Genomic DNA, 16,601 nt, shown 5'->3' with positions numbered 1-16,601 from the left:
ATAAACGGAGTCTAGCGACAGCTGAGATTAACGCCATTGGACTAAAGGACAATAAACAGTATTTTTTTAGATACTGTTATGGAATAAGCGGGGGAAAACGGAAAGAAATCAGATCTTAGTGCCGTTGGATAAGGCCAAGGCCAATTGCAGGCGATCGCGGACACCCAGTTTCTCAAAACTGGCACCAAGATGCGCTTTTACCGTTCGCTCAGTGATATCCAACTCCCGCGCTACTTCCTTATTGGTTTTGCCTGCAGCGACCAATTCCGCCACGGCGCGCTCACGGCTGGTCAGCAAGCTCAAGTTCGCCGTTGGCAAGGGTGTGATTGGCGATAGGCGTTGCGCCCCCAGAATCAACTGACGCATAAGGTCAGCGCCCAACCATACGCCACCCACCGCCACCGACTGGGCGATTTGCTCCAAAACAGATGGCACCGCCAAGTAATGTACGTAACCACTGGCGCCAGCTTCCAAAGCGCTACGCGCTTCAGCCGTTTGCTCGATCGCCGTCATGGCAATCACTTTAAAACCATCCGCACTCAGTGTTTGTATCTGCGTAAAACTCTGCGCTCGTCCCAACAATAACCACACCAAACCACGCACCTCTATATGACTCAGGCTATCAACCACCTGAGCATCGGGAAACGCCTGCAACCAGTGCGGCGAATGGATAGTGGCAGGAGCAACAAACAACTGGGGCATTATCGTTCCGTCATCGCATTTTGTTGGGCACGCAAGACTGGTTTGAGCAAATAAGCCAACACGGTTTTCTTGCCTGTGAGAATATCAACCTGCGTCATCATGCCCGGCATGATTGGCAGCGCAGGATCAAATCCGGCGCGTTCGGTGCGTACACGCACAATATAAAACGTGCGCTCTTTTTCATCGGTAATCGTGTCCGGGCTGATGTGTTCTACCTTGCCGCGCAAGCCACCGTAAACGACAAAATCGTAGGCAGTGAATTTCACAATCGCATCCTGACCAGGGTGTAAAAACGCAATATCCTTGGGCGATACTTTTGCTTCTACAAGTAATTGATCGTCGAGCGGTACCATCTCAATCACTTCGCGCCCCGGCTGCACCACGCCGCCGACAGTATTCGTAAAAACACGCTGCACCGTCCCGCGCACTGGCGAACGAATTTCCGCGTATTTAATTTTGTCCGCAAGGCCTGTGCTGGACTCGGTGAGCGCCGCAATTTTGCTCAGTACTTCCGATAATTCATTGCGCCATTTATTACTCGCCATTAACTCGGTTTCACGCAATTTGCCACGCGCTTCCTCCACTGCCAACAAGAGCCTCGACTCTTGGGACAGCGTCTGCTCGCGATCGCCACGCGCTTTGGAAACCTCGCCTTCCAAACGTAAAATTTCCACTTCAGAAATAGCGCCACTCGCCAGTAATGGTTTGGTGACATTTAATTCTTGCGTGGATAATTCCAGAGTGCGAGTCACCTGGGTTAATTTGGCACGCACCTCGTTTAACTCTTCCGAGCGCTGATCCAACTGACTGCGCGCAATAGCAAGTTGCTCATCCAATTCCTTGCGATTGGATTCATATAAATTGCGCTCGTGATTCACAATATCCGGCGCTTCCGCCAGCAAATCATCCGGCAGCGTCAAGGGCGTATTCATGGTTAATGACTGCAAGCGCGCCGCCCGTGCTTGTAGCGATAAAAACTCAGCACGATTTTCACGGAAGGTGGAGATAAACCGGGTGGGGTCGATGCGCAATAATAAATCGCCTTTGTTAACGATTTGCCCTTCACGCACCAGTACTTCCTGCACCACACCGCCATCAAACGATTGGATGACTTGTAATTGCGACGAGGGAATAACCTTACCTTCACCGCGCGCGACTTCATCCAACGGCGCAAATGCAGCCCACACCAATAAGAGGAAAAGAATCAGCGCAATCACGCGTAACAGTGCGCGTGCTTTAATTGGCTCCTGCTGCAAACGTGCCCAATCAGAATCGGTCACCCAGTCTTTGGGTTGTTCATGCAGTGGATCAAGCCAGCGCGCATACAATTTGTCGATGTAACTGCTCGCTGGTACACCTAATTTATCCAGCACACGCCCCAGTTTTTCAAACCATAATTTATCGCGCGATATTGGCGTCGCATTGGTCGGCTGAGGCATTATGACGCCCTCCCGATTCTGCCCTGACGCAGCGCTTCCACCACTTGCTCTTTGGGGCCATCGGCAACAATTTTGCCCGCATCAATCACAATAATACGATTCGCCAACTCCAGTAGCGACGTGCGATGGGTGATAACAATAAGCGTTTTGTGCGCGGCAAATTGCAACAGGTTGCGCTTGAATTCTTCTTCACTGGTGTGATCCATAGCACCGGTGGGTTCATCCATTAATAAAATCGGGGCATCATTTAATAAGGCGCGGGCAATACTCACTGACTGGCGTTGGCCGCCCGATAATAACTGACCGTGCTCACCCACTGGCATGGCCAAGCCCATAGGATGCTGGTTTACAAAGTCAGTCAAGCCGCTCAAGCGCACCGCTTCCAGAATCGCTTCATCACTGGCATGAGGCGATCCCATCGCAATATTTTCACGCAAATTGCCAAAAAATAAATTTACATCCTGCGATACATAGCCAATATTGCGGCGCAATTCAGCAGGATCGAGCTGGCGAATATCTATGCCATCAATCAGCAAGTTGCCAGCATTCGGCTCATACAAACCAGCGATTAATTTTTCCAGTGTTGTTTTACCGGAACCATTGCGCCCCAGAATCGCCACATGCTCACCGGCGTTAATTTTAAAAGAGACATCACGCAGCACTTCGCGCTCATCTTGCGGGTATTTAAAGGCAACTTTTTTAAACTCGATGGCGCCTTGCAAACGCGGGCGACTAATCCATTGGGCTTCCAATGGCCGCTCAACAGGCTTGGCCATGATTTCATCCAACGCGGTTAACGCCGTTGCGGCACTGTGATATTGCATCAGTAAGCCTGCCGCTTGCCCCACCGGTGCCATGATGCGCGACGACAGCATGTAAGCTGCAATTAGTCCGCCCTGCGACAAATTGCCCTCAATAATTTGATAGACACCGACGATAATAATCACCACCGATACCGCTTGCTGAATCCATAAAGTGCTAGTGCCCACAGAGCCAGATAACAAGCGCATTTTCACCCCAACGCGCGATACCAATAGCGTGGATTTTTCCCAAATCACTTGCATGCGCCCTTCTGCACCGAGGGTTTTAATGGTTTCCAAACCCGACAAACTTTCCACCAGGGTTGCATTGCGCTGCGCCGATGCCTGCATAGAATTTTCGGCGAGTAGCTGCATTTTTTTCTGCACAGCGGCAGTGTAAATAATCACCAGCAACACGCCGATCAGAATGGGAAAGACCAGCGGCCATGAAATTAACAGCACCACGACTAAAAACAAAAATACGAAGGGTAAATCCACCAGCGCCAAAATAGTGGCAGAGGAAATAAAATTGCGTATCGCTTCAAAGGATTGCAAACCCGATGCAAAAGACCCCACCGATGCTGGGCGCTCTGCGAGCTTCATGCCCAGTACGCGTTCCATAATCGTGGCCGACAGGGTTACATCCACCCGACTGGCAGCGAGGTCCACAAACCAGGCGCGCATCATGCGCAGTACAAAATCAGCGCTAATGGCAATCAACATACCTGCCGATAACACCCAGAGTGTATCGGTCGCATGATTGGGCACCACGCGGTCATACACATTCATCACAAACAGCGGTGAAACCAACGCGAAGAAATTAATAAGCAGTGCAGTGAGCAATACATCGCGATAGAGATATTTATACTCACCAATCACACTCCAAAACCAGTGCGCACCTTTGTGCTTAAGCGCACTGGTTTTGCTGATATCGGCGGCGCGCGCATCAAAGCGCTCTTCTGGCCGCGCATAAATAGCGCGCCCGGTGTAATTGGCAATCAATTCATCCAATGCAACCGTAACGACAGCTTCGCCCAACTCAGGATAAATAACACGTGCAGTGCTTGCATTCAGATCGAGCAGTACGCACGCCTGATTATTATTCAATAATAAAATCGCAGGAAATAAAGCACTGTTCAGTTCAGGCAGCGAGCGCGCCACTAATTTGCTGGCCAAGCCAGCACGTTTCGCAGCGCGTGCGAATAATGAGGGAGTCAGCCCTGATCGATCCAAGGGCAAGCCCGCCAGCAGAGACTCGCGGGTACAGGTAATCTGGTGCGCACGCGCCACCAACAACAGACACTCAACAAGAGGCCCCGTTTGTCGTGTTGCTGTATCGGGCGGAAGTTGAATATCAAGGGTCATTGCGGCTCCGGAACAAACAATCAAACAACGCGGGCGGTCTGCGCAAACCGCCCCACTCGCTCAAGCCTAGCAAATGATTGCCAGACAGAGAGGCGTTTTTATTCTTTGCGTGTCACCGTGACATCAACACGACGATTAGCCGCTTTACCCGCATCGGTATTGTTATCCGCCACAGGACGAGCAGACCCCAAACCATCAACCGACATAGGAATGGCTTCCAAACCATTCAGTACAAAATAATCGCGTACGCGTTGCGCCCGAGCTTTGGAAAGCTGCACATTCAAGGCATCAGCACCCGTGCTATCGGTATGACCTTCAATCGTAATTTGCACGACGCCTTTCATGGCTTTGATAGAACCAATTAATTGATTCAGCGCCGCTGTGGCCGTCACTTTTAATTCAGAACTTCCCGAATCAAATAAAGTATCGCCGCTCAAGGGAGTGAGTTGACTGATTAAATCATCACGACTCATCGCGACCGGTGCCTCTGCCGGACAAGCTGACTCGGAAATTTGCAGCGAATCTTCCACGCGGGTGTCATGCAATATACCCAAACCATCACGCACTATGCCCAATGCAGGTAACAAACTGCCCATGGCAGCCAGTGAGCGCGCATAGGCCAATTCCAAATCCCCTTTTGCAATCACCAGTGCACGGCTAGCCTGGAAGTATTCGTTCTCGGCATCCAGTACATCCAACAAAGTACGTTGACCAATATTGAATTGTTCTGCATAAGCGGTGCGCACTTTATCGCTGGACAGGCGATGCTGCTCAAGCGAAATTAATTGCTCGCGCAAGCGCTGGGCATCGTTGTAAGCAATTTGGGTAGTTTGGCGTAAATCGACACACGCCTGGTCGCGCAAATCTTTTGCCTGATTTACCAACTCCAGCGAGCGACGCACCGCCGCACGATTGGAGCCGCCACTGTAAAGGTTGTAAGTAATTGCCAATTCAACGGCACTTTCATCGCCATAGTTGCTGGGATCAACGCGATTATCAAAACCATTTTGGTTGCGGCTGGTCACCTGACGCGCGCGCAATTCTGCTTTCGGGTAATAACCTGCACGATCCACTTTAACAGCGGCCTGTGCAGCGCTGATATTTTTAATCGCAGCATGGAACCCAGGGTTGCCCTGATATGCCAGAGTCAGCGCCGAACGAATGGACTCAGGTAATTTCTGTCCGGCGAGCTCGGTGGGCACTAGTTCATCGGCAGGCAGCTGTCCCACAACACGCAAATAGCGCGCGGTCACATCGTGCAGGTTAGCGGCCTCAGTCAGGAGGTTGGATTCAGCCAGCGCCAAACGGCCAGCAACCTGCTCCAAATCTACACGGCGTCCAACGCCGGAAACTGCACGCTCTTCAATCTGAGCAAATACATCGCGATGCTTTGCATAGTTTGCGCGTGCCAGTTCTACCAATTCGCGATTGCGTTTTACATCTTCAAACGCGCGCACAGATTCCAGTGCCGTCAACTCAACCACATTGAGCAATTCGTAGTAACGCACCAATCGTGCACTGTCAAAACGCTCCACCTGACCCGAGGTACGGAAGCCATCAAACAACATTTGGCTGAGGGTAATCTGACCTTGCGTGGTGTTATACACACCGCGACCATCGTAATCTCGATTGGTTTTCCCCGCTGATGCACCAATATCCACAGTGGGCAAATAGCCACCGCGAGCAACACGCACATCCTGAGTGGCGGCTTTAAATTCATGCCAGGCGGCCTGGACTTCGGGGTTGCTATCCAAGGCTTGCAGGGTTACATCCTTAATTGTATTCGGGGTGGCCTGGGCAATCACTTGGCCGGGCAGCAGTAAAGCCGACATTAACATCAGGGATTGCGAGACACGGGACACTTGTCCAAGTAATAAAGGCGTCATGAAAATTTTCCGTCGTTTATCGCACAGCGCGATACTTTATTGATCAGTAATCCACCACCGCAGGCGCCGGGACTCCAAATAACCGGAATACCAATGAAAACACCCACAAGTGGAAAAACAGCGACATCAGGTAAACACTTACAATGGCATAAAAGGCAATATTGGCGATAAATTCATCATAATTATTTGCAGACTTATTCCAGAATAGCATTTATCAATGAGAAATAGATCACATATAAGCCAAACACCAAAAGTAATGCTATTGATAACAAAAATCTAATCACATTTTGTTATATAGCGAAAGAGTGAAATCCATCCGATCCACAAACAACTCATTGATCAAGCTGGCCTTTAATTCCGCCGACATACGCCATGCAAAAGGCGTCATATCCAACAGTGCCGCACGCAGTTCAGGTTGCGCTATGGTCAAATCGGCCAAAAGTGATTGCTGCTCGATCAAACGGAACCCCTCTGGTACAGGTGTCAGCTGATGGGGCCGGACTTCGCGATAGATACGCTGGCGCAGCCCCAGCAAATGCTGTTCACCAGGGGATACTATAACCAGCATGCCGCCAGATTTTATTACACGATATAACTCGGCATCCTTACTCGGGGCATAAATACGGGTGACCAGGTCCATCGACTCGTCTGCCAAGGGCAAATCAAAGCTGGAAGCAACGGCATAAATCAGGCGAGTACCCATAGCCTCCGACTTGGCCGTTTTGGCCGCCAACCTGACACCAGCCTTCGCGATATCCATGCCGTAGACCTGCGCGGTGCCTAAGGCCTCAGCAATGCCTTGGGTGAAATAACCTTCACCGCAACCTATATCCAACACCTGCTGCGCCGATGCAGGTAATACCTGCTGCAAACGCTGGCGCAACGGTGAAAAAAATCCCACCTGTAGAAATTGTCGTCGCGCCTGCAATTGCGCTTTTGCATCTCCCGGTTCTCGCGAATGTTTCTGCTGCACCGGCAATAAATTCAGATAACCCTCTTTGGCGCGATCAAACTGGTGGCGGTTGCCGCACCCTACACCTTGGGAATTAAGCATCAAAGGCAGGCGACACAAAGGACAAGACAAAGCATTCATAGGCGTATAGAAATTATGTATCGACAAATAACCATGCATTCATCGACAAGGAAAAAGAAGGGGGAAAACAAGCGCGCAGGATGCCGACTCACTCATCAATAAGCAAGCCATGCGAGAATACAAAAATACCGCACCTTTTTTCAGAAGATGCGGTACCACACAGGATTAATTTTCGTCGGGCACTTCGTAGCGATCAATAATGTCGCGCACCAAGCCGCTGCGCACAATATCTTCACGTTCAAACTCATGCAGATAAACACCAGGCAGCCCCTGCAAGCGGTCTACCGCATCGGCCAAGCCGTTGGGGCCGCGAATATCGCTCTGCTGGATATCACCATTAATTACCACCTTACAATCTTCACCTATGCGCGTTAAAAACATTTTCATTTGCGCTGGTGTAGTATTTTGTGCCTCATCAAGAATAACAAAGGTTTTACTGTTAAAGGTTTTGCCGCGCATAAATGCAAGCGGCGCCGCCACAATACGCCCGTGGCGCAAACAGTAATCCACCGTCCCGGCACCCAAGCGCTCGTTCAAAATATCGCGAAAGGCATCGATGTACACAGAGAATTTTTGATCCAGATCGCCCGGTAAAAAACCCAGGTTTTCACCCGACTCTACCGCAGGACGCGTCAGGATAATGCGCTCAATCCGCCCGGATTCCAGCGCTTCTGCCGCCAAGGCGCCCGCGCAATAACTCTTGCCTGTACCGGCTGGGCCAATACCAAAGGTGAGCATATGGGAGTTAATGGCGTTGATATACTGCTGCTGGGATTTTGTTTTGGCGCGAAGAGGTTGTGGAGAGCGAGGAGGAGAGTAAGCGGTTTCGACTTGTTGTGAGCGGGATTTTATTTCGACGATGTTGTCATCACTTCGTTGGTTTCTTCGCGATTTGTGCCGCGAGTTGGAGAAGCTGCTATCGTCGTATGATTGGTGATTCGCACTACGTCTGGCATGCGTTTTTTTTGCCATAAAAAAATCCCCTTCAAGCCTATGAGTAACACAAAAACCGGCAACGGCTTTGTGATCGAATTTACCCTGGATACAAAACTTGCTGTGGAATGATGTCTGTTACCCCCTTTCTCTACTGGTTTACGAATATCGACTTAACAACAACTACTAAATCGCTACTTCAAAACAATAAATCAAACTGAGTAAAGCAAAAACGTGTGACAGATAGACTACGCTGGCAAAGCCAGTGGTATTGAAGAAAAGCTGCAGATATCTTGAAGGGCTACTTGCTGTTTTTCGCCCTTACAACTCTGATATTAATCCTATTGTGGAAAAGATCAATCACTTCTTTAAAATAAAATTGAGAGCCCGACAGGCTATTATCGCGCCCTCATTTACCGATTTATTCATCGCGTTCTTCGATCTGCTTTTCGACTTTCTTTTTCGGTGGCGCAAAACCGTCCATTACCGGCGCAGCTGCTACCGCTTTAGGCACGCGACGATTGCCAATATTTTTCTTATCACGCTCACGCACTTTCACCTTAGGCTTCGCATCAGCTTTTTTATCTTTCACCGTGGTTTTCTTTTTAGTCCCTACCGACTTACCAGAAGACTTGGTTTTATCTGGCCCCTGGTAATGGCCTTTCAAACCCGGAATGCTGATCACCTCAAAACTCACACCTAAATAACGCTCAATACTTTTGGTGAGATTCCACTCTTTGGCATCCACCATGGATACCGCCCTACCCTCACTGTTTGCGCGACCAGTGCGGCCAATCCGGTGCAAATATTCATCGCCCGAATAAGCCATATCGATATTGACAACCAACTCCACACCGGGGATATCCAAACCGCGCGCTGCCACATCCGTGGCCACCAAAATACTGGTGCGCCCCTGGCGGAAATGATCCAGTGTGATCTTGCGCTGATCCTGAGTGATATCACCATGCAGCGCGCCAACGCGAAACTTGTTATAGCGCAAGAAATTATCCAACTGGGTAGCGCGTGCTTTGGTGTTGGTAAAAATAATGGCCTTTTCAAATTCGGCTTTTTGCAACAAGGCTAACAAGAGCTTTTCTTTATGCTTGAAATCATCCGCAATCAACATTTGCTGGTTGATTGCATTGGGCTTTTCGTCGATGTAAATCTCTTCTGCCTCACCCAGAATGACTTGCTTGATCAAATGGCGCAGCCCTTTTTGTTCCATGGTTGCCGAGAACAACAAGGTCTGACGCTCGGTGCGACAGGTATTGGTAATTTTCAGCACATCATCGCTCAAGCCCATATCGAGCATGCGATCCGCCTCATCCAACACCAAAAACTCCAACCCGGAAAACTCCGTCGACTTATGGGAGATGTGCTCCGCTAAACGCCCTGGGGTACCCACAATAATTTCCGGATTTTTGCGCAGCATGGCTTTTTGATACTTCAACTCCTCACCACCGCACACCATACCCACCTTAAAGCCGGTGAACTTCAAAATCTGTTCTGCGTTCTTGACGATCTGCCGCGCCAACTCGCGGGTAGGGGTCAAAATCAGCATACGTGTAGAAGCTGGATTTACACAGGGGCGAGCCAGCATTGCCTGAATAGCAGGCAGTAAAAAAGCGGCGGTTTTACCACTGCCGGTTTTGGAACTCACAATCAGATTCTTGCCCGCACTTGCCGCTGGAATGGCTGCAAGTTGTACAGGCGTGGGCGCTTCGTACCCCAACACGTCAATGGCTTTACGCAACTGGGTATCGCTAATCAGATCGTGGAAACCGGGCTGAGTCATCAAGAACCTCGAAATTCATTCAATAAAAGCAGGATTTACCCGCAAAAGGCCGCGCAATCTACGCAGAGCTGCGCAAATTATCAACCAAAACCGCTAAAATGCCGACCTTTATAGCTGGCCAGAGTTAATCAATGCGAATTATGTTAGCCCCGATGGAGGGCGTTGTTGAACACCACGTACGCGACATACTGACCCGCATTGGTGGGTTGGATGGCTGTGTGACCGAGTTTATCCGTGTTACGGATCAAAAGCTGCCTTATAAAGTGTTTTATAAATATGCACAGGAGTTGGAAAGCGATTGTAAAACACCCAATGGCACCCCTGTGCGCGTCCAATTGCTCGGCAGCAAACCCGAACCTATGGCAATCAACGCGCAGGAACTGGTCAATTACGGCGCAAAAGCCATCGACCTGAATTTTGGTTGTCCCGCCAAAACCGTCAATGCTCACGAAGGAGGCGCCTGTCTGTTGCGCACACCGGACCGTGTCTACGCGATTATTAAAGCTGTACGCGATGCAGTACCGCGCGAGATTCCCGTCACCGCCAAAATTCGCCTGGGCTTTGAAGACCGCAGCAGCTATATGGACAACGCACGCGCCGTAGAAGCGGCAGGCGCCGATGAACTGACAGTACACGCCCGCTCCAAAGTCGACGGATATAAACCACCCGCTTACTGGCATTACATCGCGGATATTCGCGCGGAACTGAAAATTCCAGTGGTTGGCAATGGCGAAATCTGGACAGTGGAAGATTACTTGCGTTGCCGCGAGCAATCCGCCGGTGCCGACGTCATGCTGGGCCGTGGCCTACTCGCCTGCCCTGACCTGGCTCGCCAAATTAAAGCCCGTATTCAGGGTGAGGATTACACACCACTCACCTGGGCAGAAATTTGCACCATGCTGTACCGCTACTACGCACTCACAACACCACTGTATTGCGAGCGCAATTGTGGCAACCGGGTAAAACAATGGCTGATGTACCTAAGCCGCCAATACCCGCAAGCCACTGTGTTTTTTGAAGCGATAAAACGTAAAACAACTCCACCGGAAATAGAAGCCTGCTTCCAGGAAGCCCTGGCAGCCAGTCATTAACGGTGAACCATAAAAAAGCCGCGCACTACTTGGGTAGCGCGCGGCTTTTTATCCTGATATCTAATTAATGCAACAACTCATCGTAGCCACCAATTAAATCCTTGGTTTCATCGATACGCTCCAACAATTTCACCAAATTAATACCCAACTGGGTTGCCAGTTCATTGGGGAAATTCTCAATTAAATGGGCTGAATTTTCTTTTTCATTGGAATGCACAATGTAATCCGCAATGTAAACCAACGCCGCCAACCGCGAAAATTGCGGAGCCGCTTGTGGGTTCAGCTGATAGCGAATCCCCGCCACAATAGCATCAGGAAACTTCCAGCGATTAGCCAATTCAGCGCCCGCCTCTGGGAAGTTAAAGCCCAGCACATTCTTCTCAATGTCAGGGTTACGCGCACCGCGATCTACCACTTTCTGAATCTCTTTGCATTCTTCCGGCAGCAAAATATGGATCAACAGCTCCCCAATGTTATGGATCATCCCACAGGTAAATGCGGTTTCTGCATCATCGCGGGAAAAACGGGCCAACCACTTACAGGTACTGGCAACCGCAAAACTGTTATGCCAAAACGCGGGTAAATCAAACCCTTCCGGGGCCTTAAATGTCCCTACCATGCCAGAGGCCAACACCAGCGTACGCACTGCATTGAACCCCAGCAAAAATACCGCATCGCTTACCGACCCCACTTTGCGGTTACCGCCATAATGCGCCGTATTTGCCGCTCGCAGGACTTTTGCTGTCAGCACCTGATCGGCACTGATCTTCTTCGCAATCTCCTCGTTATTAACATTTTCATCACCAAAGCTCTCAATCAGCTCTTGAACCACCTTTGGGATGTTCGGCAACTTTTGTGCGTTATCCACTAAATCTTTTAAATCCACGATACCCTCGCTTATATTCAAACCCCGACCAAAGGTAGCCAACTGCAACAAAAACGTTCTACCTCGATTGGGTATAGCAAATCTTTGCCGGATAGCAACGACAAACCAAAGAATAAGAAATAAGTAACGCAGATTTGATGAAGGATAGCTAGGGCTTAGCGACGCATATATGGCGCACTCGGGAAGATTTCTCAACAGAAACCAATTGGGATAATTGTACTTGGGGAAAAGACATAACTCCGGCAATACCACAGAGAGGTAAGTGATCCAAAGTTTAGTAAACCAAGCGAATGACATCAGACCGAGAAGGCCTAACTAACGCATCATTTTGGCAAAAGCCCACTCACAAAAAACAAGACTCTCAGACTGAAGTCAAAAGCCAACATCTTGTATTCATTTGATCGAGAGTAATTGTTTGCTTATGAGAGCAATTGGTGTGTGGCGAAAATTAATACCCTCACAAATCATGAAAAAATCGGAAGGTTCAATTTACTCAGTGAAAATTTAGACCAGCAATCGATCACTGAAAAAGTAAATTCAGCACAGCAACCTCCCTAAAGCAAAACCCCTGAAAATCTCTAGGATAATCAGGGGATTAGGGACTTCTATATGGTGCACTCAGGAGGATTCGAACCTCCGACCGCTCGGTTCGTAGCCGAGTACTCTATCCAGCTGAGCTATGAGTGCGTCTTGTTGGCGCGCATTCTATTGACTGACCTTTATCTCGTCAAGCATTTTTTAATTTTTCTTTCGTGAAATTTTAAAATAATGCTTTATAAATCAATGAAGTACAAAAACCGGTCGACTTGGATGCATAACGAACTGCTTACAAGTCTGCGCCGTATTTTGGAGATGCATCGTTTTAAAATGGCGGTGAGAGAGGGAGTCGAACCCTCGATACCTTGCGGTATACACACTTTCCAGGCGTGCTCCTTCGGCCACTCGGACATCTCACCGTATTTTACCGCCGACAGCTTGCGCGGTTCTTCGCATTGCTAACTCTCCATAGTCACCCCTACGAAGGCGCGCTAATTTACACAAGCAAGCTTTCAAACGCAATCTTATTCGTTAGTCCAAGCAGTAAAAAAATCTTGGGGATTTATTTCACGCGGCAGAGACGCGCTGTTCGCAGGTGTACCTATATAGATGAAGCCAACAATTTGTTCGTCCAGTGTTTCGTTACTGATCAACCCAAGCGCCTGCTTTATCGTGTCGTCATAGGCCATATCACCCGTGCGCCAGATGGCGCCAAGCCCCAAGGCAAAACTGGCGTTGATGATATTTTGTGCGGCCGCACCCGCCGCAATTAGCTGCTCGATTTGCGGCACCTTCGGATGCGCGTGACATTTAGCAATCGCCACAATAATCATTGGAGCTCGTAGCGGCATGGATTTAAAACGATCCAATTCTGCTTGGCTGATATCCGTTTTTTTAGCAGCAGCCACATTGGCGAATAATTGACCCAATTTTTCCAAGCCATCGCCTTCTATGGTCAAAAAGCGCCAGGGTTGAAGATTGCCGTGATCTGCCGCGCGCGTTGCGGCGCGAATTAATGTGGCCAATTGCTGTGCGTCAGGCGCAGGGGCTTGTAGCTTTGACTGGGATACGCGCTGGTGTAGTGCCGTGATTGCATCCATAAAACTCATCTACCTAATACAATGTTAAAAACCATTAACTGGAGGGGCAAAATAGTCGCCCCATACAAATAGCGGTGTGCCATTCGAATATTGGTGGAAGTTGTACCATACTTTCAACTGATTCCTGTCTGTGAATGCCGCCCAAGGTGTGGGCTATCAGCAATACTCAGCTTTTGTGACCGCTAATAAGCCCTAGATCCGGCAATTTTTATGCAAGAAACCACCTTAATCATCGCAATTATTACACCCTTTGTGCTGTTGCTTATTGCAACAGCTGCATTGTTGATCAATGCCATCAAACAAAAAAAAATCATGCGGCAGCAACAGCAAAAGCTGCGCGAATTCATTGAGGCAATTAAGCGCGGAGGCGACACCCCAGCCACACCAGCAAAACCCTACAAACAGTTTATTTATGAGCAACTGGAATTCACTCAGGATAGGTTCAACCTGCTCGCGCCACGCAGCGATATTGCCGGCATACAACCCAATGATGTACCGCTCAACCAGCGCATTGTTGCATTGCGCTATGCGTTTTTGCGCGCAGAAGAACTGGGCACAACAGCCGTACAAGGTAGTGAAGGTTATTGGGATATATTCCAGCAGACCCTTGAACCCTTGCTGCAAGTAGCGCAGGACATACCAGATAACAGTGAAGAGCTGGATATTTACAAGAAACGAGTCGAGAACCTGGAGAAATTCAAAAAACTCTTCTTCGATCTGGAAAAACGCTGGGATGAGGCTCAAACCAACGCCCAAGTACACTATAACGAACTCTATGCAATGGCTGATGGTATGGCAGACAAGGAGCATTATGAGAATTTATTAAGTCAATACAGCGATAGCTACAACGATATTAATCAACATATCTATTCCACGAGTGCAGCGATTAACGGCCAACCTATCGAAAACAAGACTATTAACATCATTCGCCAAGATCCACGTGCAGCAGAAGAGATTATGAAGCTGCGCAATGTGGCAGCAGATCAGTATCGGGTGATCAATAACCTGCAGCGCAAACTCGAAGAGGCGGTTACCGCCGAAGAAAAAGATCAGCTAATTAAAGAGCTGGATCAACAATTGCAACGACAAATTCGCTTTGTGCAGGAATCCGATACCTGCGTACAACTGCTGGAAGAGGAACTTACCCGGGCCAATGAAAAGCTGCAGCAACAAGAGGGCGCTATCGAACACGAACATCTGCTGGAGGAGGAAAATCAGCGCATCAAAGAAACGCTACATAGTTTTACACGTGAAAGTAAGGATTTATTAGAGAATATAGAGGAACTGGAAAAAGAAAACGACCAACTGAAAAATGCTTCGCACGCGCAAAACAACACTAGTAGACAAGAGAGTGCCGAGCAGCTCAATGGCGAAATTATTGCATTGCGCAAACAATATGCTGAGCTGGAAGAAAAGTACCTGGCATTAAAGCTCAAATAATATGACAAATAGGTCTATCAACAGGCACACGAACAAGGTGGACATTTTGGAAAAAAAACCGTTTAATTCCTCCGCGACATTAGGGAGCAATTCAATCTGCAAGGAGGACCTTACTGCACAAAACAATAAGGCTTTAACCCAATGAACAGTAAGATCGACTCTGAACCTTTGCAGACTGAAACCCCGATACAACAGTACTACTTTCGCGCACTTATTTGTTTTGCCGCCTCCGGTACCCTCGCCTCCTTTGTCAATTGGGACAAACCCAATCCGGTATATATCGGCGTTATAGTCTTACTGCTCACCTACGCCTACGGCACTTATTTTTTTACCCGCAAACAATTGCCTGAACAAGTAGTGCGCAATAACCGCTGGTTGTCCCATATCGATGCAGCGCTCATAGGGGTGGTATTGAGCCTGACAGATTTCAGTATTTTGCCCTGCATCATGTTCCTGACCATGATTCAATTCAATGCACTGATCAGCGGTGGAATGCGCAAATTGCTGGAAGACAATAGCGCCTTCGCTGTTGGTGTGCTGCTCAGTCTATTCATACACAGCCCGCAACTCATGCTATCCAGCAGTATTCAAATCAGTGCCGCCAGCCTGATTGGAGTAGCTACTTATTTCCTGGTGTACGCGGTGTATATGCACCAGCGGTTACACAAACTTATCCTCAGCCAAAAAAAGCTGGAGAATGAACAGAAGTGGCACAAGATCCGTGCATACAAATTATCACGCTACTTGCCTCCTACAGTGTGGCAAGCGATTAATCGCGGCGACGACAAACACTTACAAGCAGAGCGCAAACGCATCAGCGTATTCTTTTCCGATATCAAAGACTTCAGCCAACTCTCCGAAGAAATCGAAGCAGAAGCCCTCACCGAATTACTTAACCATTACCTGACCGAGATGTCCAAAATCGTCGCTCATTATGGCGGCACTATCGATAAGTTCATGGGTGACGGCATTATGGTGCTGTTTGGTGATAGTGCGAGCAAAGGTGTCAAAGATGATGCTACGCGCTGTGTCTCCATGGCGATCGCCATGAAAAAGCGCATCAAATCCATGCAGGTGGAATGGTTTAATCAAGGCATCAAAAAACCTTTGCAAGTACGTATGGGCATCAACACCGGTTATTGCACCGTGGGCACCTTTGGTACATCCAATCACCTGGATTACACCGTACTCGGCACACAAGTGAATTTAGCGAGCAGATTGGAATCCGCCGCCGAGCCGGATGAAATCCTCATTTCCCATGAAACCTGGTCATTGGTGAAAGATACAGTGATGTGCCGCGATAAAGGTGAGATCACCGTAAAAGGCTTTTCCATGCCAGTGAAGGTGTATCAAGTTGCCGACTTGCGTAAAGAGATGGGCAAAAACCAGAGTTACTTTGAAGACCGCGCAGAAGGCTTTTCGATGTATCTGGATATGGATAAGGTGCGCAATTACGACAAACAAAAAGTCATTGAAACCCTGGAAAAAGCAGCCAGTCGCCTTAAAGACAAGGTCATTCTCTAATCGCAACACA

At 48.8% G+C, this 16,601-nt stretch carries 12 protein-coding genes and 2 tRNA genes; 3 read left to right on the top strand and 11 right to left on the bottom strand.

Translation table 11 applies throughout. The annotated features are described in order from the left end of the window. Nucleotides 1–108: 108 nt before the first annotated feature. The 7 genes from B0D95_RS21030 to B0D95_RS02260 form a co-directional block, all read right to left on the bottom strand. A complete protein-coding gene (locus tag B0D95_RS21030) occupies nt 109–702 on the bottom strand; it encodes a response regulator transcription factor (protein ID WP_078042384.1) in 594 nt (197 codons plus the stop codon). After that, nucleotides 702–2,141 (bottom strand): HlyD family type I secretion periplasmic adaptor subunit, encoded by a 1,440-nt coding sequence (locus B0D95_RS02285; protein WP_078042383.1) that lies wholly within the window; start codon nt 2,139–2,141, stop codon nt 702–704. The genes B0D95_RS21030 and B0D95_RS02285 overlap by 1 nt, the downstream gene beginning before the upstream one ends. After that, a complete protein-coding gene (locus tag B0D95_RS02280) occupies nt 2,141–4,306 on the bottom strand; it encodes a type I secretion system permease/ATPase (protein WP_078042382.1) in 2,166 nt (721 codons plus the stop codon). Before B0D95_RS02280 ends, B0D95_RS02285 begins: the two co-directional genes overlap by 1 nt. Nucleotides 4,307–4,404: 98 nt before the next feature. Beyond that, entirely contained in the window at nt 4,405–6,192 is a 1,788-nt protein-coding gene (locus B0D95_RS02275; RefSeq protein ID WP_244904706.1) for a TolC family outer membrane protein, read from the bottom strand. Nucleotides 6,193–6,472: 280 nt separating this feature from the next. Then, nucleotides 6,473–7,246 (bottom strand): putative RNA methyltransferase, encoded by a 774-nt coding sequence (locus B0D95_RS02270; RefSeq protein WP_149867851.1) that lies wholly within the window; start codon nt 7,244–7,246, stop codon nt 6,473–6,475. A 204-nt stretch (nt 7,247–7,450) separates the two neighbouring features. Beyond that, on the bottom strand, nt 7,451–8,257 hold the full coding sequence (locus tag B0D95_RS02265) for a PhoH family protein (RefSeq protein WP_078042380.1): 807 nt from the start codon (nt 8,255–8,257) through the stop codon (nt 7,451–7,453). 382 nt (nt 8,258–8,639) lie between these two features. Further along, nucleotides 8,640–10,013: a DEAD/DEAH box helicase gene (locus tag B0D95_RS02260; RefSeq protein WP_078042379.1), complete on the bottom strand. Its 1,374-nt coding sequence runs from the start codon at nt 10,011–10,013 to the stop codon at nt 8,640–8,642. A 131-nt stretch (nt 10,014–10,144) separates the two neighbouring features. Between B0D95_RS02260 and B0D95_RS02255 the strand changes: the two genes are divergently transcribed. Continuing rightward, nucleotides 10,145–11,104, top strand: coding sequence for a tRNA-dihydrouridine synthase (locus B0D95_RS02255; RefSeq protein ID WP_078042378.1), 960 nt, complete (start codon nt 10,145–10,147; stop codon nt 11,102–11,104). A gap of 64 nt (nt 11,105–11,168) precedes the next feature. Here B0D95_RS02255 and B0D95_RS02250 read toward each other — a convergent pair whose 3' ends face one another. The 4 genes from B0D95_RS02250 to B0D95_RS02235 form a co-directional block, all read right to left on the bottom strand. Beyond that, the gene (locus B0D95_RS02250; RefSeq protein WP_168172383.1) at nt 11,169–11,990 is read right to left on the bottom strand and encodes an HDOD domain-containing protein; all 822 of its coding nucleotides are present in this window, start codon (nt 11,988–11,990) and stop codon (nt 11,169–11,171) included. Nucleotides 11,991–12,600: 610 nt separating this feature from the next. Further along, nucleotides 12,601–12,677, bottom strand: a tRNA-Arg gene (locus B0D95_RS02245). 181 nt (nt 12,678–12,858) lie between these two features. Continuing rightward, nucleotides 12,859–12,946 (bottom strand) — tRNA-Ser (locus B0D95_RS02240). A gap of 105 nt (nt 12,947–13,051) precedes the next feature. Beyond that, the gene (locus tag B0D95_RS02235; RefSeq protein WP_078042376.1) at nt 13,052–13,627 is read right to left on the bottom strand and encodes a nitroreductase; all 576 of its coding nucleotides are present in this window, start codon (nt 13,625–13,627) and stop codon (nt 13,052–13,054) included. A gap of 210 nt (nt 13,628–13,837) precedes the next feature. Between B0D95_RS02235 and B0D95_RS02230 the strand changes: the two genes are divergently transcribed. Further along, nucleotides 13,838–15,067, top strand: coding sequence for a hypothetical protein (locus tag B0D95_RS02230; RefSeq protein ID WP_078042375.1), 1,230 nt, complete (start codon nt 13,838–13,840; stop codon nt 15,065–15,067). A gap of 141 nt (nt 15,068–15,208) precedes the next feature. After that, nucleotides 15,209–16,591: an adenylate/guanylate cyclase domain-containing protein gene (locus tag B0D95_RS02225; protein WP_078042374.1), complete on the top strand. Its 1,383-nt coding sequence runs from the start codon at nt 15,209–15,211 to the stop codon at nt 16,589–16,591. Nucleotides 16,592–16,601 lie beyond the last annotated feature (10 nt).

Origin of the sequence: Cellvibrio sp. PSBB023, from assembly GCF_002007605.1 — a bacterium.
Taxonomy (GTDB): domain Bacteria; phylum Pseudomonadota; class Gammaproteobacteria; order Pseudomonadales; family Cellvibrionaceae; genus Cellvibrio.
This window is presented reverse-complemented; position numbering and strand designations above follow the sequence as displayed.